At 30.8% G+C, this 22,010-nt stretch carries 30 protein-coding genes; 3 read left to right on the forward strand and 27 right to left on the reverse strand.

Annotated features, from left to right (window positions below):
* Positions 1 to 42: 42 nt before the first annotated feature.
* From ACULEV_RS17860 to pdxR, 8 genes are all read right to left on the reverse strand, one after another.
* Complete coding sequence (locus ACULEV_RS17860) at positions 43 to 393, reverse strand: bleomycin resistance protein (protein WP_445456408.1); 351 nt, start codon at positions 391 to 393, stop codon at positions 43 to 45.
* A 159-nt stretch (positions 394 to 552) separates the two neighbouring features.
* Positions 553 to 1,026: a YdeI/OmpD-associated family protein gene (locus tag ACULEV_RS17865; protein WP_445456409.1), complete on the reverse strand. Its 474-nt coding sequence runs from the start codon at positions 1,024 to 1,026 to the stop codon at positions 553 to 555.
* A gap of 3 nt (positions 1,027 to 1,029) precedes the next feature.
* A complete protein-coding gene (locus ACULEV_RS17870; RefSeq protein WP_445456410.1) occupies positions 1,030 to 1,659 on the reverse strand; it encodes a hypothetical protein in 630 nt (209 codons plus the stop codon).
* Between the two features lie 69 nt (positions 1,660 to 1,728).
* Positions 1,729 to 2,421, reverse strand: a complete 693-nt coding sequence (locus ACULEV_RS17875; protein ID WP_445456411.1) for a helix-turn-helix transcriptional regulator — start codon at positions 2,419 to 2,421, stop codon at positions 1,729 to 1,731.
* Positions 2,422 to 2,647: 226 nt separating this feature from the next.
* Positions 2,648 to 3,214, reverse strand: a complete 567-nt coding sequence (locus tag ACULEV_RS17880; protein ID WP_445456412.1) for a T6SS immunity protein Tdi1 domain-containing protein — start codon at positions 3,212 to 3,214, stop codon at positions 2,648 to 2,650.
* Between the two features lie 305 nt (positions 3,215 to 3,519).
* The gene (locus ACULEV_RS17885) at positions 3,520 to 4,068 is read right to left on the reverse strand and encodes a lysozyme inhibitor LprI family protein (protein WP_445456413.1); all 549 of its coding nucleotides are present in this window, start codon (positions 4,066 to 4,068) and stop codon (positions 3,520 to 3,522) included.
* A gap of 42 nt (positions 4,069 to 4,110) precedes the next feature.
* Positions 4,111 to 4,731, reverse strand: coding sequence for a dihydrofolate reductase family protein (locus tag ACULEV_RS17890; protein WP_445456414.1), 621 nt, complete (start codon positions 4,729 to 4,731; stop codon positions 4,111 to 4,113).
* A gap of 281 nt (positions 4,732 to 5,012) precedes the next feature.
* Positions 5,013 to 6,425 (reverse strand): MocR-like pyridoxine biosynthesis transcription factor PdxR, encoded by a 1,413-nt coding sequence (pdxR, locus tag ACULEV_RS17895; protein ID WP_445456415.1) that lies wholly within the window; start codon positions 6,423 to 6,425, stop codon positions 5,013 to 5,015.
* 97 nt (positions 6,426 to 6,522) lie between these two features.
* On the opposite strand from pdxR, the gene ACULEV_RS17900 reads away from it, so the two are divergent.
* Genes ACULEV_RS17900 through ACULEV_RS17910 form a run of 3 tightly spaced genes read left to right on the forward strand, consistent with a single transcriptional unit; the run spans position 6,523 to position 8,143 of the window.
* On the forward strand, positions 6,523 to 6,984 hold the full coding sequence (locus tag ACULEV_RS17900; RefSeq protein WP_445456416.1) for a cupin domain-containing protein: 462 nt from the start codon (positions 6,523 to 6,525) through the stop codon (positions 6,982 to 6,984).
* Positions 6,985 to 7,018: 34 nt separating this feature from the next.
* A complete protein-coding gene (locus ACULEV_RS17905; protein WP_445456417.1) occupies positions 7,019 to 7,897 on the forward strand; it encodes a dihydrodipicolinate synthase family protein in 879 nt (292 codons plus the stop codon).
* 12 nt (positions 7,898 to 7,909) lie between these two features.
* Positions 7,910 to 8,143 carry a thioredoxin family protein gene (locus ACULEV_RS17910; RefSeq protein ID WP_445456418.1) on the forward strand — a complete coding sequence of 78 codons (234 nt, stop codon included), beginning with the start codon at positions 7,910 to 7,912 and terminating at the stop codon, positions 8,141 to 8,143.
* Positions 8,144 to 8,389: 246 nt separating this feature from the next.
* Here ACULEV_RS17910 and ACULEV_RS17915 read toward each other — a convergent pair whose 3' ends face one another.
* The 19 genes from ACULEV_RS17915 to ACULEV_RS18005 all read right to left on the reverse strand — a co-directional run bounded on the left by ACULEV_RS17915 (position 8,390) and on the right by ACULEV_RS18005 (position 21,964).
* Positions 8,390 to 9,022, reverse strand: a complete 633-nt coding sequence (locus ACULEV_RS17915; protein ID WP_445456419.1) for a class I SAM-dependent DNA methyltransferase — start codon at positions 9,020 to 9,022, stop codon at positions 8,390 to 8,392.
* A gap of 174 nt (positions 9,023 to 9,196) precedes the next feature.
* A complete protein-coding gene (locus ACULEV_RS17920; protein WP_445456420.1) occupies positions 9,197 to 9,940 on the reverse strand; it encodes a lysostaphin resistance A-like protein in 744 nt (247 codons plus the stop codon).
* 180 nt (positions 9,941 to 10,120) lie between these two features.
* Positions 10,121 to 10,702, reverse strand: a complete 582-nt coding sequence (locus ACULEV_RS17925; protein WP_445456421.1) for a hypothetical protein — start codon at positions 10,700 to 10,702, stop codon at positions 10,121 to 10,123.
* 494 nt (positions 10,703 to 11,196) lie between these two features.
* Positions 11,197 to 11,988 carry a hypothetical protein gene (locus ACULEV_RS17930; protein ID WP_445456422.1) on the reverse strand — a complete coding sequence of 264 codons (792 nt, stop codon included), beginning with the start codon at positions 11,986 to 11,988 and terminating at the stop codon, positions 11,197 to 11,199.
* A 91-nt stretch (positions 11,989 to 12,079) separates the two neighbouring features.
* Complete coding sequence (locus tag ACULEV_RS17935; RefSeq protein WP_445456423.1) at positions 12,080 to 12,262, reverse strand: hypothetical protein; 183 nt, start codon at positions 12,260 to 12,262, stop codon at positions 12,080 to 12,082.
* A gap of 23 nt (positions 12,263 to 12,285) precedes the next feature.
* Positions 12,286 to 12,690, reverse strand: coding sequence for a hypothetical protein (locus ACULEV_RS17940; RefSeq protein ID WP_445456424.1), 405 nt, complete (start codon positions 12,688 to 12,690; stop codon positions 12,286 to 12,288).
* A 163-nt stretch (positions 12,691 to 12,853) separates the two neighbouring features.
* Entirely contained in the window at positions 12,854 to 13,501 is a 648-nt protein-coding gene (locus ACULEV_RS17945; protein WP_445456425.1) for a hypothetical protein, read from the reverse strand.
* Between the two features lie 183 nt (positions 13,502 to 13,684).
* Positions 13,685 to 14,218 carry an STM3941 family protein gene (locus ACULEV_RS17950; protein WP_445456426.1) on the reverse strand — a complete coding sequence of 178 codons (534 nt, stop codon included), beginning with the start codon at positions 14,216 to 14,218 and terminating at the stop codon, positions 13,685 to 13,687.
* A gap of 193 nt (positions 14,219 to 14,411) precedes the next feature.
* Complete coding sequence (locus ACULEV_RS17955) at positions 14,412 to 14,777, reverse strand: glyoxalase (RefSeq protein WP_445456427.1); 366 nt, start codon at positions 14,775 to 14,777, stop codon at positions 14,412 to 14,414.
* A 160-nt stretch (positions 14,778 to 14,937) separates the two neighbouring features.
* On the reverse strand, positions 14,938 to 15,360 hold the full coding sequence (locus tag ACULEV_RS17960) for an SRPBCC family protein (RefSeq protein WP_445456428.1): 423 nt from the start codon (positions 15,358 to 15,360) through the stop codon (positions 14,938 to 14,940).
* A gap of 92 nt (positions 15,361 to 15,452) precedes the next feature.
* Positions 15,453 to 16,271: a helix-turn-helix domain-containing protein gene (locus ACULEV_RS17965; protein WP_445456429.1), complete on the reverse strand. Its 819-nt coding sequence runs from the start codon at positions 16,269 to 16,271 to the stop codon at positions 15,453 to 15,455.
* A 214-nt stretch (positions 16,272 to 16,485) separates the two neighbouring features.
* The gene (locus tag ACULEV_RS17970; protein WP_445456430.1) at positions 16,486 to 17,484 is read right to left on the reverse strand and encodes a hypothetical protein; all 999 of its coding nucleotides are present in this window, start codon (positions 17,482 to 17,484) and stop codon (positions 16,486 to 16,488) included.
* Positions 17,485 to 17,640: 156 nt separating this feature from the next.
* Positions 17,641 to 18,303 carry a hypothetical protein gene (locus ACULEV_RS17975; protein WP_445456431.1) on the reverse strand — a complete coding sequence of 221 codons (663 nt, stop codon included), beginning with the start codon at positions 18,301 to 18,303 and terminating at the stop codon, positions 17,641 to 17,643.
* A 167-nt stretch (positions 18,304 to 18,470) separates the two neighbouring features.
* Positions 18,471 to 18,740 (reverse strand): hypothetical protein, encoded by a 270-nt coding sequence (locus tag ACULEV_RS17980; protein WP_445456432.1) that lies wholly within the window; start codon positions 18,738 to 18,740, stop codon positions 18,471 to 18,473.
* A 418-nt stretch (positions 18,741 to 19,158) separates the two neighbouring features.
* Positions 19,159 to 19,569: a hypothetical protein gene (locus ACULEV_RS17985; RefSeq protein WP_445456433.1), complete on the reverse strand. Its 411-nt coding sequence runs from the start codon at positions 19,567 to 19,569 to the stop codon at positions 19,159 to 19,161.
* 153 nt (positions 19,570 to 19,722) lie between these two features.
* Positions 19,723 to 19,932 (reverse strand): hypothetical protein, encoded by a 210-nt coding sequence (locus ACULEV_RS17990; RefSeq protein ID WP_445456434.1) that lies wholly within the window; start codon positions 19,930 to 19,932, stop codon positions 19,723 to 19,725.
* 16 nt (positions 19,933 to 19,948) lie between these two features.
* Entirely contained in the window at positions 19,949 to 20,434 is a 486-nt protein-coding gene (locus ACULEV_RS17995; RefSeq protein ID WP_445456435.1) for a hypothetical protein, read from the reverse strand.
* A gap of 189 nt (positions 20,435 to 20,623) precedes the next feature.
* Entirely contained in the window at positions 20,624 to 21,070 is a 447-nt protein-coding gene (locus ACULEV_RS18000; RefSeq protein WP_445456436.1) for a hypothetical protein, read from the reverse strand.
* A gap of 165 nt (positions 21,071 to 21,235) precedes the next feature.
* On the reverse strand, positions 21,236 to 21,964 hold the full coding sequence (locus ACULEV_RS18005; RefSeq protein WP_445456437.1) for a hypothetical protein: 729 nt from the start codon (positions 21,962 to 21,964) through the stop codon (positions 21,236 to 21,238).
* Positions 21,965 to 22,010: the final 46 nt, after the last annotated feature.

Raw genomic sequence — 22,010 nt, forward strand, 5'->3', positions numbered from 1 at the left:
TAAACTTTTTTATTCAAAAAAAGTTTAAATCAGTTCTATTAGTTAAATGCTTTGTCCAAAAGTTAGTAAATTATTATCTGGATCAAGTAAAGCAAATTCTTTTTGTCCCCAAGGTTTTGTTTCTAAAGGTCCATTTGGATGAATCAAAACATTGTTGTCTAAAAGTGTCTGATAAAGTTTATCAATATCGCTTGTTCTAATGTAAACCTGTCCATAGTTTTCTTTTGGATCAAGTTCCTTAAATATAAAAAAATGGATTTCTATTTTGTCTTTGCTAACTATTAAATAATTATCATAATCTCCAACTTCATTAAAATTTAAATTATTTAAGTAGTAATTCTTTGTTACTGCCTTGTCTCGCATTGGTAATTTCGGATTAACATCTGTAAGCATAATTATAATATTTTAGGTTAATTTTTTTTATTCGTTTGTTATAATGACCACTAGCGTTTTGGTGCTAACCAAAAAAATTGGTTTCAAAATATAAAATTGTCAAGCAATACTAAATCCGCTTTTTGATAAATTGTTATTATTAGTAAGTGCTTAAGTAGGTCAATTTATTGCTTTTATTATTTTATCTATCGTTTTAGCAATTCGTTCTACTTTTGTTATGTCTGTTTTGGCAGAATAAATCCATTCTATAATTGTTTTTTGTTCGCCATTGGAATAATTTAAAAAAGTTTCATAAACCATCGGTTCGTCCATTAAACAAAGTTTTAATTCTTCAGGAATTTCAGTGGGTAAATTATCAGTAAATAAAATGATGTGAACATAATCGCCTTCTTTTTTATTTATTTTCTTTCTAATTTCAGCTTTTACTGGCAAAAAAAGAGAACCATCTCCCATGGATTGTAAATTGTAATTTTTAATTTCAAAATGGTCAATTGTACCTCGTACTCTTACCCAGCCAAAAGGGGTGTTTTTATTTTGCATTATCTCGGGAATTTTTGCAAATGTCCAACCACTTTTACCTGGAAATTTTTCTAGTAAATATTCTTTATCAATTAATGGGAGTTGTTCTTTCATTTTCTAAGCAATTAAATACCAAAAATCAAGTTCCATTGTGGTTTCGTCTGCCATTTCTAATAATGGTTTGCAAAATGGATTAGTAAAATACCCAAAACAAATTTCTTTGGTCTTCCCCAAAGTTTTCCCCATTGTTACTTCTGAAAATCTATTTTCTGCTATTGAACCTATAAAATGAGCTTTTGTATTTTCAAAAGTAGTTAAATATTCTTTTTCAATGTCCTCTGAAATTTTCAATAATGTGAAATTTTCATTTTTGTCTTTAAGGGAAAAAGTACCATATTCAACGCATGAAAAATCATTTGGCACTTCAAAATCGTCTTTCAATATAGCATGAAATGTCATTTTAATACTTAACTCATCTATTAATTTGAAAAAATCTTGCGCTTCTGAAAGTGCCATTATTTTTTTTTCTAAATTTTTCAAATCATCAATTTCTGTTACGAAAAGTACATTTGCATATTCATTTTTGAAGTTACGCACCAGACAATGAAAAATAACTCCAGTTTGTTTCTCTAAGACAGTCTCAAATTTCAAGACTGCATTTATTAGCTCATCATCTGTTACAGTTTCTTTTTTCTTGAAACTTGTAAATTCCATGGCTTTTGCAAAATTGTTGCTTACTCTTATCATTTTTTTGAATTTTTAATTATTCTGCAAAAATAAAATGAGCTTGCGACAGCCTTATGTCAAGGGTTAAAATTAAATTTCACACATTTTAAAATATTCTTGAAGTGTCATTTTGTGTGGCTTAAATTGTTCATTAAGTACTTTTAAATATTGAATTCTATCCAATCTAAAAGCCCTAAAATCTTTTCTTAATCGGCAAAATGCGACAAGTACCCAATTTTCTTGTGTGTTGTAAAGTGCAAATGGTTCTATAATTCTATTAGTAATTACGTTTTTTTCGTTTACATAATTTATTTCTGAACAGGTAAAATTGGTCAAAGCTAATTGCAATGTGGACAAAAAATTACTGGTTTGATCATTAGCCGTATTATATCTAAAAACTACTCGATTTGAAAGTAAATTTGCTTTTTCTTTTGTATTGTATCGCAACACAGATTTTATCTTATTGATTGCTTCGGTATATTCTTTTATAAAGGAAGTATCTTTATTTTTAAGTATAAGTTGTTCGGCTGTGATTAAGGCATTGGCTTCACTTTCAGTAAACATTACAGGTGGAATTCTATAACCTTCCATCAAATAATATCCTTTTCCTTCTTCCGTTAAAATAGGAACTCCCGACTCTTCTAATGCTTTGATGTCTCTATAAATTGTCCGATTGCTTACTGAAAATTTATTAGCAAGTTCCGAAGCCGTCAAAAGTTGTTTTGTTTGTAATTGTGTTAAAATTGTAGTTAGTCGTGAAAGTCTTTTTGTATTATCATTCATTTCTATTTCCTATTAGCATGTTCAATTTACTACTGTTTTCATATGTTTGTTAATATTCAATACATTTAAATTTATTGTTTTCGCTCGCATTATGCTTATAGAATGTTATTGGGAGATTTTATTTCAAATTTTCCAATTCAATTGGTTGAGTTTTATGATTCTTGAAAAAGAGGAGTTGTATAACAATTACTGCTGTTAGCTATAGTTTATTTTTACCATTTCTCAATTAGTTTGTCATTTGAAAAACTAAATCTTGATACACACAAGCACTACCTTTTTGTAAATAATCTATTTCTTCAGCTCCTCCAATGGCAAGAATTGGAACAAATGTAAAAACTTCACCGTTTTGTAAATTACTTTTTTCTGAAATTGCTTCTACGAAAAGATCTTCTCTCAACCACATTTTTTTGTCTTCGTCATTTGTTAAAAAATCATCAAAAAACGATTCCATACTCCAAACTAATGTTTCTATTTTCCTATATTGAATATCAATCATGCAGATATCTTCATCTGTTTCCGTTAGTTTCCGATAATATAATAATTCTCCAAATCCAGTAATTGCAAAAGGAGTATAGTTTTCTACCACTTTTCCAAGCCAAGTCCAAAGGTTCGATTCATAGTCTTTAGGATTAATTAATTCTATAATTCCTTTGTTATATTTACCCAAACCAGTAGTTGTCCATATATCGATTAATAATTTTGGCACTTTTTCTTTGTATTCATTAATTAATTCCTCAGAAGCAAGAATATTGTTAGCTTCTGCATGATAATGATTTTTAAAGTTTTCTAACATATTGTTGTTTTAAATGGTGGCTAAATCAGTTTGTCTAATAACCTGTGTTTGTATTAATTTCTATTATATTAAAAGTAAAAATAGCTGATTTAAGCTACAATAAAAAACTTTTTTTGGAGGTATAATTTTATCAATTTAAAGAGGAAAAAAATCGAAGAGTACTTTAAAAAGGCTTTTGTAGTTTAGAAAAATAAAGATATAGGCAGTAAAAATAAACCTCCCTTAAATTGTTTTTAAAGAGGTTGAATTTTATAATTCTTGAAAATTGAGAGTTGAGCAACAGTTATGGCTGTTAGCGGATGGCTTTATTCATTTTTAATAATTCCGTTATAATAATTAAAAATTTCAATTGTTCTTTCGACAACTAAAGATGAATACAAGCCTACTCGAATGTTCGACTGAATTGTTCCGCCTCCTGAATAATCATCATCTGTCATAGTTCCAATTAGATTAAGTTCAGCATCACGAAAAACCAACCAAGCTTTTTGGGCTGTAATAAGAACCTTCTTGTCTTCGGGTTTAAGCAACTTCATAAGTTTATTGTAATACTTATTCATTAACTTATCATAAGCAATGGTCATTTCATCAACCGATATATTCATACCTGTTGTTGAATAATCAATTTCTATTCTCTTGGAAGCTATTGTCTCTATTCGAAATGTATCTATTTTAAATTCTATTTCATCAGCATTTAATTCTTGTTTTGAAAGTTTCAGTTTTAATGTAGGAACTTGAGTTTCTACTTCTGCTTTAATTTTTTTCAAAATTTCCGGAGATATCTCTTTTGGACTATTTTGTCCAAGAGCAATGTTTCCTAAAAAACATAAAATCATTGATAATAAAAAGTGTTTCATAAATAATTAGGTTTTTATAAACATTGTTAGCGGGTCGTTTTTCTATTTCTTTGTCAGTTTATATCTCAAATGAGTAGTCAAGTCAGATGGGATTACTTCTTCGATTTCAATGTCATACTTGTCTTTGTCAATTTCGTCAAATAATCGGATTCCACTACCCAAGAAAACAGGTGCGATGTGAATAAAAAATTCGTCTACAAGTCCAGCATTCAGAAATTGTTGAATGGTATTTGCTCCACCTTGTATTCTTACATCCTTTCCTTTTGCGGATCGTATTGCTTTCTCAAGTGCACTTTCTATTCCGTCATTAATGAAGTGAAAAGTTGTTGAGCCTTGTTGAACCCAAGGCTCTCGCTTTTCGTGTGTCAAAACATAAACGTCTGCTTTATAGAGGTCATTTGGCCAAATTACTTCGCCTTCCTCAAACATTCGTTTTCCCATAATGAATGCACCTGTTCTTTCAATAGTCTCACTTATAAATTTCCCGTCAGTTCCATCTTCTTTGCCTCCTTCCATTCCTAGATATTCCCAAAATGCTTTTTGGTTAAACATCCAAGAATGAATTTGTCCTGAAACACCACCCATAGGGTTTTTCGGACTTCTATTGTCTCCTGCGAAAAATCCGTCAAGAGATATTCCACTGTCAAAAATTATTTTACTCATATTTCTATTCACTTTTTTGCCTGTTTTTTATTGTTGAATCTGTCATCTTTTAATACCCACTAACGTTCCAGTACCTACAGCGTGTTTGGAACTAAATTAAGCCTTATTTTTAGATTTTCCAACCGAGCGATAGCAAACAAGCGAAGCAAATCATCCCAAATACAAAACTATTTTTCCATTAAGCCCATTGCCCAAATCAGTTGTGGAACTATTAGCCGTTTGGTTATTTTTCTGTTACAAGCAACCCTAACAAACCGACCTAAAAAAACAAACAACTACATCTACAATAATTTTGAAAGTGCAATTACGCCTTCTTCCAACTGTTTTTCTGACAATGAAGCATAGCCAAGACGAAAGCCACTTATTGAGGTCGAAAAACTAAATTTATCAGGTGTGACAATTTCTATTCCCTGAGTTTTTAATTTTTCCGCTATAACAAACACATCAAGTTCTATTTTTGGAACTATCCAAAATGCCAAGCCACCCTCTGGCTTTATAAATGTTGCTTTATCAACTAAATATTTATTTAATAAAGTTTCAAAATAATCCCTTTTGGCTAAATATATTGCCATTGTTCTTTTGAGATGGCGTTTTACTTCGCCATCATTTATCAATTGAAGTACAGCCTGTTCCATAATATTGTCGTTTTGCACATCAATAATTTTACGCAGACTACCTACTTTCTGAATAAATTCGAGGTTACTCACTAAAAAGCCAATACGTAAAGCGGGTGCAATTACTTTACTCAAAGTGCCGATATAAACAAAATTTATAGCTTCTTCAAAACTTGAAATAGGCATTATGGGTCTTTGACCAAAGTGAAATTCATTATCATAATCATCTTCAATTATAGTAAAACCATATTTGTTAGACAATGTTATTAATTGCAGTCGCCTTTGCAAACTCATTGTAACCGTAGTAGGAAATTGGTGGTGTGGCGTGGTATAAATTGCTTTTATTTTTCTGTTTTGTTTTAACTGTATTTCAATATCATCTACGTTTAAACCTTCATTATCTACTGAAATAGGAATTAAAATTGCACCTGCACTTTCAAATGCTTGCCAAGCAGATTTATAACCCGGATTTTCAATCATTACAAAATCGTCTTTTTGAAATAAACAATGTGCAGTGAGATATAATGCCATCTGACTTCCACGTGTTACACATATTTCATTTTCAGAAGCATTCATTCCCCTATTGAAATTAAGCATTAAAATAATTGCTTTTCTAAAATCTAAATCCCCAAATTCGTTAGCATAACCCATCATTTGCCAACGAGCCTTACGATTAAAAATTTGTCGATATGCTCTTGCCAATTCGGTCATTGGGGCAAGCCTACTATCTGGTAAACCATCGTCAAAAATTATTTTACCAATTGAAGATTTTTCTGTTGAAACACTTATTACTTCATTCTTTTTAAAGGTTTTATGAATAGGCAAAATATCTGCGACAAATGTTCCTTTCCGTTCTATGGAAATTATCCAACCCTCAGCAATAAGCATATCTAAGGCATTTACAATAGTGTTTCGATTTACTTTTAATTGTTGTGCTAATTGTCGACTACCTGGCAAGGCTTGATTTTTTTGTAATTGACCACATTTTATAGCGTCAATTATGGCATCAGCAATTTGAAAAAAAATTGATTTTTCACAATTGAAAACAAGTTCAATTTGGAGTTTCCAAGGTCTAAGCATCTGGACTACTATTTTACATTATTACTGGACTATTTAGGTAGTCCAAAGATAATGTACTTTTGTGTTGTAATTAAATTTTTAACGAAAAATAAAAACAATGGAGAATAATGAAAAGCAATTCAGCTCAAAGGACTTTCACGAAACATACGCTCGTCCACAGTATGTGAAACCTTCAAAATTCGTTCATAGAAACGTAGAAAAGGCAGGCGAGCACGACCAATTTTCAACAGAAAGGAAGCATCCTGTTTTCTTTATTGACCTTCCATCAAAAAATGTAAGTATGACTATTGGCGGTTTGTTGCCTGACCAAATCACTAATAGGCACAGACACACTTACGAAACAGTACTTTATGTAATTGAAGGAGAAGGCTGGACAGAAATTGAAGATGAAAAAATAGAATGGAAAGCAGGAGATGCTGTTTACATTCCTTCTTGGGCTTGGCATAGACACGGTAATCTTAACAGTAAAAATAGTGCGAAATACCTTGCGTGTGAAAATGCTCCACACCTTCAAAATTTAGGTGTTGCACTTCGGGAAGAAGAAGGTAGAGACCTTTAAATAAACGACACAAACCTCTCAATTAAATAAATATATGAAGAATGTACCTTTTAAAGGCATAATTGCCTATCCTATCACGCCTTTTGATAATAACGAAAAGGTTGATATAAAACTCTTTAAAAAACTATTAGAACGTTTAGTTATTAGCGGTTCTCACGGTATAGCACCTTTGGGAAGTACTGGCGTATTGCCCTACTTAAACGATGACGAAAAAGAGGCTATTACAGAAGCAACAATACAACAAGTAAATGGTCGACTTCCTGTTTTAGTTGGTGTTTCAAATCTAACGACTGAACGAACAATCCACCACGCTAAATTTGCAGAAAAAGCAGGTGCAAATGCTGTAATGATTATTCCAATGAGTTATTGGAAACTTACTGACGATGAAATTTTGCAACATTATGATAAAGTTGCAAGTAGCATTTCCATTCCAATTATGGCTTATAATAATCCTGCAACAAGTGGCGTGGATATGTCACCAAATTTGCTAAAACGATTGCTTGAAATACCTAATGTTACTATGATTAAGGAAAGTTGTGGCGATGTACAACGAATGCATTTTTTAAGAAAAGAATTAGGTAAAGATGTTGCTTTCTTCAATGGCTCAAATCCGCTTGCTTTAGCAGCCTTTGCCGCAGGTGCAACAGGATGGTGCACAGCCGCTCCGAACCTTATTCCTGAATTAAATATTAGTTTATACAATGCAATCCAAAACAATAATTTGACAGCAGCACAAGAGTTATTCTACAAACAATTAGAACTTTTGCAATTTATTGTAGGTAAAGGTTTGCCAAGAGCCATCAAAGCAGGTTTAACCATTTTAGGCGAAAATGGCGGTAATTTAAGAAGCCCACTTAAACCAATGAATGACTTAGAAATAGAAGAACTAACAATTATCCTTTCAAAATTTTAAACAATTATAAAAATGAAAAAAGCATTTTTTTATCACGCAGGCTGTCCTGTATGCTTAAGTGCAGAACACGACATAATCAACCTTTTGGGTTCAGATAAAGTAGAAGTAGTTCACTTTGGTATCGATAAATCACGGATTGTCGAAGCAGAAAAAGCAGGAGTAAAATCTGTTCCAGCTTTGGTAACGCCAAACGGAAATGTGTTACACATCAATTTTGGAGCATCAATGGCAGATGTAAAAGGCTAAAATAACCTTTTGTTAATAGTGTAAAATGCTGTTTCCATTTTGAGAAACAGCATTTTTTGTTCAAAAATTACTCAAATTGTAAACTGAAATCATAATAGCAACAAAGCTGACTATCCAAAAAAACAAAAGGGCAGCTTGTAACAAGGTATATAAAAAATAGGCGAATTAGTGCTGAATTCGTAAATTAATGCTCGTATTAAAGTTTGTGCTTAATCGAAAGTTTAGTGCTTTGAAATCGCCTACTTTTCATATACTAAACGCTATTATAATTGTATGTATTTCTTCTGTTTTATCATTTTTCTCATAACTTTTCCGTATCAAATACTGCTTTTCAAAATTGTTACGTTTTAATTGATTTGTTACGTTTTCTAAATTGTGATAATAAAAATAAATTCTGTCTCCACTACTACCTTTCTGATAACCAGATTTGTCTTTTTCACCTTCTACAAAACTTAAATATATTTTCCCGTTTTCATTTAATAAATTTTTACAATCCATTATGAATTTTTCAACATCCAATTCGGATAAATAGGGCAAACAAAATCCACAAACAATTGCATCAAATCTATTCTTTATATTTTCAATTTCTCTACTATCAATTACTTCAAACATTGCATTAGGACAATTTGTTTTTGCCAATTCAATCATATTTGGTGAAATGTCGGTTCCTAGAATTGCAAAATCGGGTCTTTTATTCAATAAATATTTTGTGATATTTCCGGGACCACAACCAATTTCTAAAATTGATGGATTTTTCTTCAATAATAATTCGCAAAACTTGTCATAAGTATCATTATACAAATCTAAATTCATAAATTTATCCTCGTATAATTTTGCTACTTTATTCCAAGTTTCAAATGTTTCTAAATATTTATCCATTTCTATTTTTTTAACTGACGGCTAACGTTTAACAATAGGGCAAGTGGCGGTTTTCGGAGGACGTTCCTATCCTCCAAGATAAAAACCTAATGTGGGCTACAATACCCGAATTTACTAACTTCCCAGCCATTTGCTATATTGTATGTTAGCGGCTTTTATTCTTTGATTTCATTTCTACATCAAATAAAAAACACAATAAATCATTCCTAAATTAAATCCAGAATGACAAAGAGCTGCTCCCCAAATTGAACCTGTAATTCTTTTCATTTGAAAAAAAAGTAAACTTACAAGGAACATGCTAAGTACCCAAATCAAGGTTGGTATTAAATAAAAGTCCCAGTTGTTGTTTATGAAAACTAATCCGAAATGAGAAATATGTGTTAAAGAAAAAGCTAAACTGTCAATAATTGAAGCTTTTTTATCTCCAAGAGAATTAGCAAAACTATTATGCACGATTCCTCGGAAAAACAACTCTTCAGCAATTGGACTAAAAGTCATTCCTGTAATTGCCATAATTGCAAACATTATTTTCTTTTCTTGCCCACTTATTTTGTCAGGGATGTTATAGGATTTACCAATATATTCATACCAGTTTTCATAAGTATTTCCATATAAACAATTCCCTATCAAGTATAATACGTAACTAAAAACAAGACCTGCAATCAATGCAAAAATTAATGCGTTAAGTTTATTCGTTTTTACTATTCCTATTTGTTTTCGGCCAAGCTTATTTAGGAAAACAAAAGGGATTATCGCAGAAATCAACATTATTATTCCAATAAGGCTATAGTTACCAGTTTCATTAGCTTTGAGCACTAAAGCAAATCTTGGAATACAAAGTAATAACAAAAGAAATAATCCAAACTTCCAATCGAGTTTAAAATACCTATTCCAAAAAAGTTTTAATCCGTCTTCCATACTGTTTTATTTTTTGGTTTGATTAATTGCGGTTAACATATGCTGCTACTACAGCGGGTTTGGGACTAAATTATGCCTTATTTTCAGATTTGCCACCCAAGTGATAGCGAACAAGTGAGGCAAAATTATCCCAATACCACTTTTCATGGTGTTTTAGGTCACCAATGGGAGTGAGTGACGCTACAAAATCAGGGCATCACCAGGTTCTGTGAAGATTAGATCTTCGAAACCCTTCGCTTCCAAATGCTGTTTGACCTTTTCGTGGACAACAATGGTTCGCATACTTTGAGCCAAGCGGAACATGTATAAACCTTTAATGGAACGAGGCTCCAGTTCCACATTTTTCATACTTGCATCAGCAATTCGGGAATCCGTTAGATAAACGGTTCCAGGTCCAGCCGCTTTGACCCATCCAATAATATTAATGGCTTTGTAACCATCAATAGTGATTGAGGGGTTAGTGCGACTTCTTAGCAAGACATCATAAGTCACAATATTATTCACGCCCGCCTCTACTAAAGCATCAATAAAAGCTTTAGTCGCAACTGGTGGGTCTTTATAAAAGTTAAGCGGTGTAAGATTTTCGTTATCTTCTCTAATAGCAACGAAAATAGGTTCTTCTGGCGCTACGGTAAATGGCTGGCCAAACATCCAATCGTCTTCATTATCCTCAGGTAGGTCGGGCATGCTACCAAGCATCATTGGATCAATACCACCATAAGTATAATCTACACTAATAATATAATATTTATCGTCACTCATAATATTGTTTCTTACTTATTTACCCTCTGGTTCGTTTGCAACGAGTACTATTTACTTAATGAACGAGAATAAGGCTTTTTAACATGGCTTTATACAAACATAATCTATAACTGTAATAGTATAAAAGTTGTAACCATACGATTAGTAATTTTAATATTTCTCAATCATTTTTTCTTTCAAATATATTGATTTTAAGAAAACTAAAAACTAAAAGTTAAGTTTTTTCAGGTTTGTCCAGTTTTAGCTAACTGCATTACAAACGCTACGATTTATTTATAAAATAAAATCGATGTAATCAAGACCAAAATATTGTGATAAATGAGGGCGAGTGGGAGTGTAGTTTTACAATTACTGCTATCGTTTTGCGGCTATAAGAAGTTGGGGAAAAGCATTCCAAAACTTTCTGTTAAAGACCTAAAATCAAAAGTACAAAACAAACTTTAAATTAAGCTCTAAACTCCAATTTCTTAAAAACCGCTGTTAGCAATAGTTATTTATTTTATTTGTTTATCAAGTTGTTCTCTAAACAAACTTTCAATTTCTTCTTTTGTCAAATTTTCAGCATAATCCACATCGTCTTTGTCAATTCCGCTCCAAAAAATAAATCCACTTCCTTGAACTGTATAACTTAAAATACTGTCCAATTTTATATTCAAAACTCCTGTTGGTTTTTCTGTAACCGCAATCTTTGTCGCAATTTTCATTTTTCTTTTAGGAATTTCTATATGATAAATAAATCTTTCTTCTTGCGAAGATTCATAAAATGTCATCGCTCTTTTAGCTTCTTCAAAGTTAGCTTGTTTTTTAGTTTCAAAATCAGACTTCATTCGGATATCTCCATAAGCTCTAGGAAGTGTTGTTGCAATAAATGATAAGCAATTAATTCCAATTACTATTGGTTTCAAAAATTTTTTAGGTTCAATCAAAAGTTTAGATTCTCTATTCCAATAGCTGTATGAGATTGGAAGAATTAACAGGGCAATAAAATCAGAATAGTCAACTGTTCGGTTTATTCCAATTCCGTTTAAGTTAGCAAAATCAAAAATTGGTTGTGAAAATTCAGATTTCCAAAACACGAATAAAAGTCCGCTTAAAATATAAATCGGCTTTATCTTTTTTGGAAAAAAGCAACTGAAAAAATATGGGAAAGCAAAAAGTCCTGCAAAGTCCGACAGCTTTCCAGTCAGATAATTATGATATTCATATTTAAGGCATAAGTCATTAATCAATAAAAGACATATTGATGCAAGAAATAAAATCCGATATAAGTGTTTTTCTTTAGCCATGATGTTTTTTCATAATTATTGCCAATGTCTTGGCACTATAAGCAGTTTGGAACTAAATTAAGTCAATTGCCTAAATCCGTTGTAGTGGCTGTTATTTTTCCTTTTCGTTTGTTCTGTTGTCAATTGTTACTCTGTATTCTTCTGAACTATCTATCAAGTTTCCTAAACTATCAATTTTAAATAAGTATAATTCTGCATTATTTTTTTCAATACTTTTTTCTTTAATTTCTAAATACTTCAAGTTTTTAAGATTGTCAATTTGGTCTTTGTCCATCGTAATTCTATTTCCAGAAATTTTTATGTTCCATAAAAATAGTCGCTTAATAATCCTATTGTAGAATTGTCAAAAATATATGTTCCGTCAGTTTTGAAATCAATTCCTGTTCCATTAAAATCACCATCATAAAACACTTTCACCAACGTTGGTTTGTCAAATTTTAGTTGTGTTCTAATATGAAGTGTTAAAATGATTAATGAAAAAAAAGAACACAAAATTGTCAAAGTAAAACATTTTATTTGATGTTTAATTTTGTAAGTTTTTAGGTTTGAAACAAATGTCCAAATGAAAACTATAAGCCCAATAATTACTAATCCAAATTCAATAATGCTGTCAAAAAAGTAAACTCTGTATTGAGATTGAAATGCAAAATATGTTAGAAATCCACCTATTAGCAAAATCAAAATCAGTCTAATGTTTTTCATTGTGTTTTCTGTCGTTATAATTGCCACCAACGTTTTGCCGCTTGGCGAAGAAGTGGATTTCGAAGCACGAAACTTTCTGCCAGCACTGAACTTGATACGAAGCATAAAGCTTTATTTAACCACTGAACCCGCTTTTTTGCCAAATGCTTGTTATAATGCGTTTTTATTCTGTTCGTAAGGTTGGATTGTCGTCCAAGCCTATGTTTTTTAATTTATCGTCTTTACAGGAAAGTTTAATTTTAGCTCTAAATTTTCCGTTGTCGTCCTTTTCTCCAATTCTAATTGCAAAAGAACAGTCGGCTGAATTGTCCCAATATTCAACACTTAAATATCCATCGCCTGTCTCATCGTCATCGTCATCGTCATCGTCAGTTTCTGAACCTAAAAAAAACAAGGAACCCAATGTTGCCCTGCCTGATTTGTTACTTATTGCTTTAGAGTCTTTATTTAAAATTTGAAAAGTGTAATTCAAACTTGTCAAGTTGATTCTTGTAACGCTTAGAACAAAGTTTTTTTTGTCTTTAGTTCCTTTGAAAATGGTTTCTTTATTAAGTTGTAAATCCTCGGAGAAATAAACTGTGTCTTGTCCGACTAAAATATAATTTTCAATAAGCTTTATTGGCTCGTTATATTCGGAAAGTCCGTCAATAAACGACTGGTCGTATTGCGATTTATTTTTAATTATAATTTTCTGCTTCTGTTTGTCGGTCGAAACATTTGAAACATTTGGTAAAGTGTCAACCGAGCTTTTGTCAACGGTTTTTACCTTTGTCTGATTGTTGCAACCCCAAAGTCCAAAAGCTAATATCAATATGTAAATTATCTGTTTTATTGTGGTCTATTAAAATGCCCTATAACGTTAAGTCGCTTGTGGCAGTTGCGTAAATTTAAGACAAAAGATTACAAGTACAAAACTACTCATAGAATTTTCGGAGACCCGAGCGAAGCGAACAGACGAAGTAAAATTCCGAACACAAACCATGCCTAGCAATTGCTACAAACGGTTGTTGTGTATAGTTTTTTTGTTTTTTTGATGTGCTAAATTAATTTCTTTATAAAGTTCTTCAATACTACAGTTTAATACAGCACTTGAAATTATTATACTTTTTTTATAATTCCAATTATACATAAAAAGAAGAAATTTTTTAAGTAAATTAATTTTTCTGTCTTTAAAAACAGATTCGGTTAAAAATATTTCAATGCTATATTTCTTAATTCTTTGAGTTTTTGAAATGTTTTTCCATTCAATTTTTCCAAATGATTCATATTTTGAATTGTCAATCAAAAATTCATCAGTAATTTGTATAGCATATTTTCTTGATAAAATTTTTAATAAGGAGAATATTGAAGCTGAAAAAAGAAAAATTCCTATTATTCCAAGAATTTGAAATTTTTCTTTTCTCGTAAAAACATTTGTAATAAATTTTTCAGGTTCCAACAAGAAATTAAATGAAAGAAAAAGCATTAAAAGCAAAAAAAAGATGCCTAATAATATTCTTTCTTTATTAAATTTATATTCTTTAATCATATAATTTTATTTCAATAATCTTTGTCTCAAAATTACACAAAACGTCCCCAGCTATGAGTAGTTGCGTTGGTTAGCTATTAACTTTGCAAGTACACACAAAACTAAAAAACTGTGAGTATTTGCAGAAGTAGACGAGACCGAGCAATTACTTATAGCCACCAATGTTGTAAGCAGTTTTTATATTCTATTATTTTTAAGATTTAAAATTTCCGAAATGCCATAATATTCCGGAAGGGTCGTGAAGGAAAAACTCATTTCCCCATTCGTTAAACACTATTTCAGATAATCGTACATTCTCATATTTTTCAGTCAACTTTAAACTTTGTATGAATTTCAAAGTATTTTCTAAATTATCCACTTCAAAGAAAATCATTGAGTTATCAATCCAATCTTTTACATATGCATCTTGTAAATAAAAACCGAATTCTCCAATATAGAAATATGACATCTTTTCAGAGGTTATTACTTCCTCAAATCCTAAATCCATATAAAATTTTCGAGAAATGTTATAGTTTTTTGAGCCAATAAAAGATCTGATAGATTTTCCTGATATTTTCATTTTGAGTACTTTTTTTAAATTACTTACAACGTTTTGGGCTTTGCGATGGTGGGCATTTTGAAGCCAAAACTTTCAACTAAAATACAAATTTCTACCGAAGTACAAAACGTGAATTTTAGACTTTCCGCCCGCTATTGCCAAACCCTTGTTGTATGCCGTTTTATTTGTCCAAATTAGATATAAAAACTGTTTGAAAATCTTTAATCACTTTGCTTATTTCAACTTTTTGTTGTGGATTTACTTCAAAGATGGATTCAAACAATACAAAACATAAAACATCGTCAATGTTTTTTACTGTAAAAATTCCTTCATAGTTTTCGATAGGCATTGGAGTAGAAATAATTATAAATTTCATTTCCATTTTCTCAACATTAAGTGAAGTGAATTTTTCAATTATTACGCCTCCTCCTTTTAAATATATCGTTCTTATTGAACCAATACCAACCCCTTCTGCAATAGTTTTTTCAATTAATTCGGGAACAAATTTTTCAGTACCTCCGAATTCAATTAATTTTTGCCAAACTAATGAACTATTACATTTTACTTCTCCTTGTGATTTAACACTTACTTTTTCTTTAGTCATTTTTTTGTTTTTTAAAATTTGAGCAAAGCTAAATAAGAATAAATGAGTGAAATATTGTATAAAATCATTTCTATCATTTTCTCGTCAAAAATTCAAATTTCTTTGATAAGTCTATTTTTGATAAGAAATTGTTTTGGAGATATACCATAAAGTTTTCCAAAAATATTCACAAAGTGAGAAGTGTTTTCGTAGCCTACTTCAAGAGAAATTTGTTGAATTGGAAGATTTGATGTAAGCAAGAGCTTTTCAGCTTTTTCAAGTCGCTTTTTTATAAGCCATTTTTTGGGAGTTGTATTAAATCGTCGTTGAAAGTCTCTATTAAATGATGAAATACTTCGACCAGTTAGGCAAGCATAATCTTCAATTGATAATGGTTTGTCGAAATTCTCTATCATTAAATTTTCAAGATTTCTTTTTCTTGTACTGTTTAATGAATGAAGTATTTGTAAAAAAATTTGTTGCTGTTTTGAGTTGTAAATGAGATAAAGCAGTTCTAATAGTTTAATTTTAGTAACCCCTTTGTTTGCCATTTCTGTGTATATGTTCAGAATACTTTCGGTAAATACTCTAATTTGGTCAGTGTATTCAAGTTTCAGAGTAAAGACGTCTTCTAATACCTTTTGTTGGTCTATACTTGACAAAAATTGATTTAAAAGTTCGGTTTCAAAAAAATAAAATACAGCTTCAAATTCGCCATTTTTAGGGATTATATCTGAAATCAAATACCTTCCCTTTGGTATAAATACCATTTGATTATTTGTTACAAAGTACCTGCTATCTTCATAATACGTCTCTAACTTTAGTTCGCCTTTAAGTACTACTGATAAAACATTAGAAGAAAGAAAGTGGTCAGTGTTAATATCTATGGTATCTATAGTTTTATGAAGAATACAAGACAACCCATCGACCATTATTTTTCGGACATTTTTATGTTGTAATAATAACTGTGGGACTATTTTTATTGTGATGATTTCTTATTGTCTGTCGGTTTTTCAAAAGGGCATACAACGTTCTGGTACTACAGCGGGTTTGGGACTAAATTAAGCCCTATTTTCGGATTTGCCAAATCTCCCAAATACAAAACCATTTTTCCATTGAGCCAAACACCTGTTACCACCTGTACTTTTATTCAGTCTTTGGTTTGTTAATGTCAGCCATTGTTTCTGTTTCTATATCTTGGTCAGTTAATATTTTTGTTTCTGACGCTTCATTTTTTCGCTGTCTAAGTTTCCAAAACCAATAAAGCCCGCCAAGTGGAATTCCAAACGTCCAATAGGAATTTAGATAACCCATATAACCAAAACTAACTCCTAACAGAATTTGAAAATTCAAAAGCTTAAATGATAGTCCACTTACTGCTGCATAAGTTATTGCTGGAACATTGAGGAAAATAACTGCAATATATTTCAGCCACTTCTTATTTAAGTCACTCCGTTTTATTTGTCTGATAACATAAATGTTGAAAACAGGAATACAAATAGCAAGTATTCCAAATAACCAAAAATAAGTCATTGTCGGAATTGGTGCCTTAACGTCAAGTGTCTTTATATTCAATATTTTTTTAGAAGTATCGTCAAAAAGAACTTCAAGAACACCAAAATCATTTTCATTATTAAATTCAACCAATACAAGTGTCGTATTGGGAGGTGTATTGTCGGCTTCAACAGTTGAAAACTTCTTTTCGGATTTCATAAATGAATATTCCAACTCCTCTCCCCAGTTCTTAACTATTAATTGCCGGAAATTGGCCAATCCAAGTTTCATGGTATCGATGTTTGTGTTCTTTGCTATTTCGTGGTTCATAGCCATCAGGTCAACACACTTGTTATAGTCTTCCTTAATTAAGGTTTCGACAAACTCCTCGGTCTTGTCTTTATATTTTAATGTGTTACTAATGAATTCGCAACTTGTCAGCAAGAGAATCGCCAACAGTGTCAATAGGATTTGTTTCATTATGTGATAGGTCGTTTTTTTAGCATTGGTGGTAACGTGTTGCCTCTTGTGGCAGTTGCGTAAATTTATAACAAAAGAGTACAAGTACAAAACTCCTCGTGGAATTTTCGGAGAAAATTCCGAATACACACCAAGCCTAGCAATTGCTACAAACGGCTGTGCTTGTTGCACAACTAATAATTTCTATTTAAATGCCAATTTTGTGATTTTAATAAAAATATAAGTATCTGAATATTAATTACTTTTAATTTTTTAAAATTATTGAAAACTATGAATTACATACTTTTATTAGTTGTGCAACAGCCACTGCTGTTAGCGGTTCGGCTTTTATTTCTTTTTTTTCTGTCCAATTAGTTTGTCAAAATAAGTTATTATTCGTTTTTGCTCTTCAAGTAAATATTCGTCTGCAAATGGCGAACCACAGTCTTGATTGTTTATTTGATGCAATAATTTTCCGTTTTCAAAGTAACTTCTGTCTTCAATTATTTCTGATTTGTCAATATTAAACGCTTCGGTGTCATTGTTTTCTTTCATTGCTGTCGTGTCGTAATACAAAGGTCGGTTGTATTTGTGGCGTTTTTCAAAAACGAATGAAAGTTGTCCGTTCAGCAAATAATATTCTGTCAGTAGTTGAAATGTTTCGCCATAGTGTCGTGTAACAATCTTTTTTAATTGTCCTTTTTGATAATAAAACTTTGCTTCTCCACCTTCTGTTGATTCCGATAATTCTTTGGTATCAATGGAAGTCCAATTTGTTATTGAGTTAATTCTCTTAAAATTCGCTCTAATTGGTTTCAGCCTGATTGTTAAAAATTCGTTTACAGGTAAATCTTCTTCGTTGAAAGTTTCTTTCAGTCCAACCGTGTCTGTTCTAACAACATTGTTGGTTGCCACAATCGTGTCAGAAACAGTCGTGCTTGTCTGATTGGATTTTGATTGTCCGCAACTTGTTAGAAGCAAAAATGTCAATATGTAAAATGTCTGTTTCATTGTCTGTCTAAGCTGACCACTAACGTTTTGCATCTACCCTAAGGAGGTGATTTAGAAGCACTTCACTGTCAACCAAGCACAAACTTTGATAGAAGTACAAAGCTTGATTTAACCACCGAACCGCCAATTTCTTGTAACTGCTATTATGTAGCGTTTTTCTTCTCATTTCAATGGTAACTTCCATTAAATTTTTTCTCGTCAAAATCATAATAAGCAAATACTGAATTTCCTCGCCATCCAACTGCATTTATAGTTCTAATTCTGTTTTTTGAGACAATTCCTATTTCCTTATATCTGACTCCTATCCAAGCTCGTAGTTTCTCTTGGGGTATCTTTTGAATGTCCTTAGTATTATAGAATTGAACCAAATTGTCAATTGGTATTGATTTTATTTTTGCATAAGCCAAGTCAGTCTCATAAATAATAATACTTGTCATAAGAATATATGTAAAAAATACAGAAGTAATAATTATGAATGGAATAGTACTTGATTTTAATCCGAAAAATTTGAACCTCTTTAAAAAGTAAAAAAGGCAAAGTCCAACAAGTCCATATGAAATTAAAAATATAATAATGTCAAAGTCCATTTCTAACCCAATTATGGTCATTATAGATATGATAAATAAATAAGTCAATAAATATTTGATGGATACTGTCATTCTTTTGTATCGTATTTATAATGCTACACAACGTCCTGCTGTTTGTGGCAGTTGCGTAAATTTATAACAAAAGTTTGCAAGTACAAAACTACTTTAGAATTTTCGGAGACCCGAGCGAAGCGAACAGACGAAGTAAAATTCAGAACCCAAGCCATACCTAGTAATTGCTACAAATGGATGTTGTAAGTAGGTTTTTTTATAAAGTTTCAGTTATTTTTTCGTATTCGGTTGAGTTTAACAAGTAATTATATTTGTCTTCAATTTTTGGAATGTTTTCATTTTTTACTTTTCTTTTTGCTCTCAAAATTATAACTTTCTGTGCGTTTTGTTTTTCACACCAATCAAACAAAGTTTTCTTTAAAGTATTTTTATTATCCCAAACATAAACTTTACCATATGCCTTTTCAATTATTCCAATTTCGTCAAATACAGATTCTCTGCTACATTTTAAGATTAAATCTCCATCTTCAACTTTTTCTTTTATATAAACTAAATCACCATATTTATCTTCGTCAGCCATTAAATATAAACCATAAAAAACAGAAACAATTATTAAGGAAATTGATAAAAATATGATTCCAACAAAGGTTTTCTTTTTAGCACTCATTTTTAAACTTGCTTACAACGTTCCGGCGCTTGGCGAGGTTGCGAGCTTCGGAACTTCTTATTTTCTGTTAAATTATAAATTTCTTACGAAACATAGGCGTGAATTTACTACAAAATTCGCAATCTTGCCAAACGCTTGTTGTGCGTTCGTTTTTTATTTTTCAGCTTTCAGTTTTTCGATATATTCACTAGTTTTTCCATTCCAATAGCATTTTTCACAACGATTTTCTATAAAATTATGTTCACAATTCGGATAGCCATATAAAACTGAAGAACATTCTGGACAAAGATTTTCCATTTCAGAAGATTCTTTATTGAATTCACTATTACATTCATCGCAAATTTTCAATTTATCCACATCCATAAATATTTTTTAGTTTTTATCTTCCAATTTCCTCAATTCCATTTTCTGTTTTTTCAACGTATTTCTTATTTATTAAAAAAGGCAATATAATTCCAATTCCAATAAAAAAAGTTGAGTAAATCTTAAATGGTTCTACACGCAAATACTCTGGAATTAGTGGATTTACGCTTGGACTTCCAATTTTCGTTACCAAAATAAATAATCCAACACTAAAAGTTATTATACAGCATAATAAAATGGTTAAGTTGTCTTTTAGGATTTCTACGAAATTATTAACTTTCCTTTCAGAATTTAGTAGTAATCCAAAAATAGGAATTAGTGAAATTAAAAAATAATCAAGAGTATTTATGTCAACACCAAAAAAATATCCAGTTTTGTTTTGTATAAATTCAGCAAGACCAAAAACAGAAGTTGGTCCAATTGAAAAATTCAGAAAAATAAATAATATATTAGATATTGTGATTGATAAGTAAAGTTGATTTTTGCTTAATTTATTTAACATCTATGTTTCTTAATTTTTTGTAATATTTTTCTACGTTTCGCCAAACTGACGCACAACGTCTTGGCGCTTGGCGAGGTTGCGAACTACGGAACTAATTATTTTCTGTTAAAGATAAAATTTCTTGCGAAATGTAAACGTGAATTTACTACAAAATTCGCAATCTTGCCAAACGCCAGTTAGCCGCTGGTTTTATGGACAAGAATGATTTGATTTAAAAATATTTTTTTCGGCTTTTATTTCGGTACTCACAAACCTAATTATTTCATTATCAAAATTTCCATCTTTTTTGTTTTCAAATTTTTCAAGATTTATGACATATTCTAAATAATCTTTTTTTAGTAAACTTTCAAAATCAGATTTGTCTTTTGTAATATAATTTTCACCACTATTTTCTAAAGTTATTTCAGTTGCGCCTCTTACTCCATTTTGAGTGAACTCAGCATAATTTGAATCAACAGTTTCAATGTAATTTTCCATTGGTAAATATTCAGTGATTCTGATAGATTTTATATAGTAATCCTCGGATAAAATTTTAATCGTCTTTGTTGATTTAGTAAACTCTAAACTTTGCTTTTCAGGACAAACCCAACAAGATTGTAAAAGAATTAAAGTAAATAATAAAACAATTTTTCTCATATATATTGATTTCTTGAAGCTTGCAGTTAACGTTCTGGTACTACAGCGGGTTTGGGACTAAATTAAGCCCATTCTTCGGATTTGCCTAATCTTCCAAATACAAAACCAATTTCAAATTAAGCTAAATCCCCAAATTGCTTGTAGCAAGTGTTAGCCACAGTATTTCTAATTTATAAAACTTCCGGAACAAAGATTTTTATGATTGTTTTTTATATTTAAAACTGTTTTTTTATCTACTTTCCCAAGATAGTCGAAACGTTTAAGTTTTTCCATTTTTAAAATACTATCAAAAGAGTTATCTGTAAGACTACAAAGCTCAATATCAAGATGAACTAATTCATTTAAATTTTCAAATGTTTTTATCGAATTAAGTTTTAGATTTTTGGGAGCAGTCCAATTGCCATTAATAGATAGTCCAATTAATGTTTTTAGATTTCCGATTATTTCATAATTTGAAATATTAAAACATTCTTCAAATTTCAAATATTCAAGTCTTAATTTCGAAAGTGGCTCAACATCTGTTATTTTATTGTTTCTTATAAGTTCAAAGCGATTTAAGTTTTTAAATAAATGGATTGAAGTCAAGTTGGTAAAATTTGAATTTGTAATTGTTAGTTTTTCCAAATTTGGAATTTTGCACATACCATCAAAAATTTCTTGGTTGTAAACATCAATTTTTAAATATTTTACATTGTCGAGTTTTGGAAAAACTTCGTTCCATTCTGTTATTAATGCTTTTTCCTTTTGTGATCCTTTTTTTATTACAGCTGGAGATAAACAATCAATCCTAACATTTGTTGAATTTATTCGTTTGTCTGATGGACGTTGTATAATTGTAAAATCCCAATGTTGGATTTCTTCACTAAACTTGTTATATTCGAAATTGTCATTCATAATATTGTAGCTAACGTTTTCGTGTATGGAAAGTTGCGTGTTTGGT

The sequence above is a fragment of the Flavobacterium sp. HNIBRBA15423 genome, assembly GCF_052655965.1.

Coding starts and splice junctions, on each gene's coding strand:
- ACULEV_RS17860 (WP_445456408.1), bottom strand. CDS start 393: ATGCTTACAGATGTTAATCCGAAATTACCAATGCGAGACAAGGCAGTA.
- ACULEV_RS17865 (WP_445456409.1), bottom strand. CDS start 1,026: ATGAAAGAACAACTCCCATTAATTGATAAAGAATATTTACTAGAAAAA.
- ACULEV_RS17870 (WP_445456410.1), bottom strand. CDS start 1,659: ATGATAAGAGTAAGCAACAATTTTGCAAAAGCCATGGAATTTACAAGT.
- ACULEV_RS17875 (WP_445456411.1), bottom strand. CDS start 2,421: ATGAATGATAATACAAAAAGACTTTCACGACTAACTACAATTTTAACA.
- ACULEV_RS17880 (WP_445456412.1), bottom strand. CDS start 3,214: ATGTTAGAAAACTTTAAAAATCATTATCATGCAGAAGCTAACAATATT.
- ACULEV_RS17885 (WP_445456413.1), bottom strand. CDS start 4,068: ATGAAACACTTTTTATTATCAATGATTTTATGTTTTTTAGGAAACATT.
- ACULEV_RS17890 (WP_445456414.1), bottom strand. CDS start 4,731: ATGAGTAAAATAATTTTTGACAGTGGAATATCTCTTGACGGATTTTTC.
- pdxR (WP_445456415.1), bottom strand. CDS start 6,425: ATGCTTAGACCTTGGAAACTCCAAATTGAACTTGTTTTCAATTGTGAA.
- ACULEV_RS17900 (WP_445456416.1), top strand. CDS start 6,523: ATGGAGAATAATGAAAAGCAATTCAGCTCAAAGGACTTTCACGAAACA.
- ACULEV_RS17905 (WP_445456417.1), top strand. CDS start 7,019: ATGAAGAATGTACCTTTTAAAGGCATAATTGCCTATCCTATCACGCCT.
- ACULEV_RS17910 (WP_445456418.1), top strand. CDS start 7,910: ATGAAAAAAGCATTTTTTTATCACGCAGGCTGTCCTGTATGCTTAAGT.
- ACULEV_RS17915 (WP_445456419.1), bottom strand. CDS start 9,022: ATGGATAAATATTTAGAAACATTTGAAACTTGGAATAAAGTAGCAAAA.
- ACULEV_RS17920 (WP_445456420.1), bottom strand. CDS start 9,940: ATGGAAGACGGATTAAAACTTTTTTGGAATAGGTATTTTAAACTCGAT.
- ACULEV_RS17925 (WP_445456421.1), bottom strand. CDS start 10,702: ATGAGTGACGATAAATATTATATTATTAGTGTAGATTATACTTATGGT.
- ACULEV_RS17930 (WP_445456422.1), bottom strand. CDS start 11,988: ATGGCTAAAGAAAAACACTTATATCGGATTTTATTTCTTGCATCAATA.
- ACULEV_RS17935 (WP_445456423.1), bottom strand. CDS start 12,262: ATGGACAAAGACCAAATTGACAATCTTAAAAACTTGAAGTATTTAGAA.
- ACULEV_RS17940 (WP_445456424.1), bottom strand. CDS start 12,690: ATGAAAAACATTAGACTGATTTTGATTTTGCTAATAGGTGGATTTCTA.
- ACULEV_RS17950 (WP_445456426.1), bottom strand. CDS start 14,218: ATGATTAAAGAATATAAATTTAATAAAGAAAGAATATTATTAGGCATC.
- ACULEV_RS17955 (WP_445456427.1), bottom strand. CDS start 14,777: ATGAAAATATCAGGAAAATCTATCAGATCTTTTATTGGCTCAAAAAAC.
- ACULEV_RS17960 (WP_445456428.1), bottom strand. CDS start 15,360: ATGACTAAAGAAAAAGTAAGTGTTAAATCACAAGGAGAAGTAAAATGT.
- ACULEV_RS17965 (WP_445456429.1), bottom strand. CDS start 16,271: ATGGTCGATGGGTTGTCTTGTATTCTTCATAAAACTATAGATACCATA.
- ACULEV_RS17975 (WP_445456431.1), bottom strand. CDS start 18,303: ATGAAACAGACATTTTACATATTGACATTTTTGCTTCTAACAAGTTGC.
- ACULEV_RS17980 (WP_445456432.1), bottom strand. CDS start 18,740: ATGACAAGTATTATTATTTATGAGACTGACTTGGCTTATGCAAAAATA.
- ACULEV_RS17985 (WP_445456433.1), bottom strand. CDS start 19,569: ATGAGTGCTAAAAAGAAAACCTTTGTTGGAATCATATTTTTATCAATT.
- ACULEV_RS17990 (WP_445456434.1), bottom strand. CDS start 19,932: ATGGATGTGGATAAATTGAAAATTTGCGATGAATGTAATAGTGAATTC.
- ACULEV_RS17995 (WP_445456435.1), bottom strand. CDS start 20,434: ATGTTAAATAAATTAAGCAAAAATCAACTTTACTTATCAATCACAATA.
- ACULEV_RS18000 (WP_445456436.1), bottom strand. CDS start 21,070: ATGAGAAAAATTGTTTTATTATTTACTTTAATTCTTTTACAATCTTGT.
- ACULEV_RS18005 (WP_445456437.1), bottom strand. CDS start 21,964: ATGAATGACAATTTCGAATATAACAAGTTTAGTGAAGAAATCCAACAT.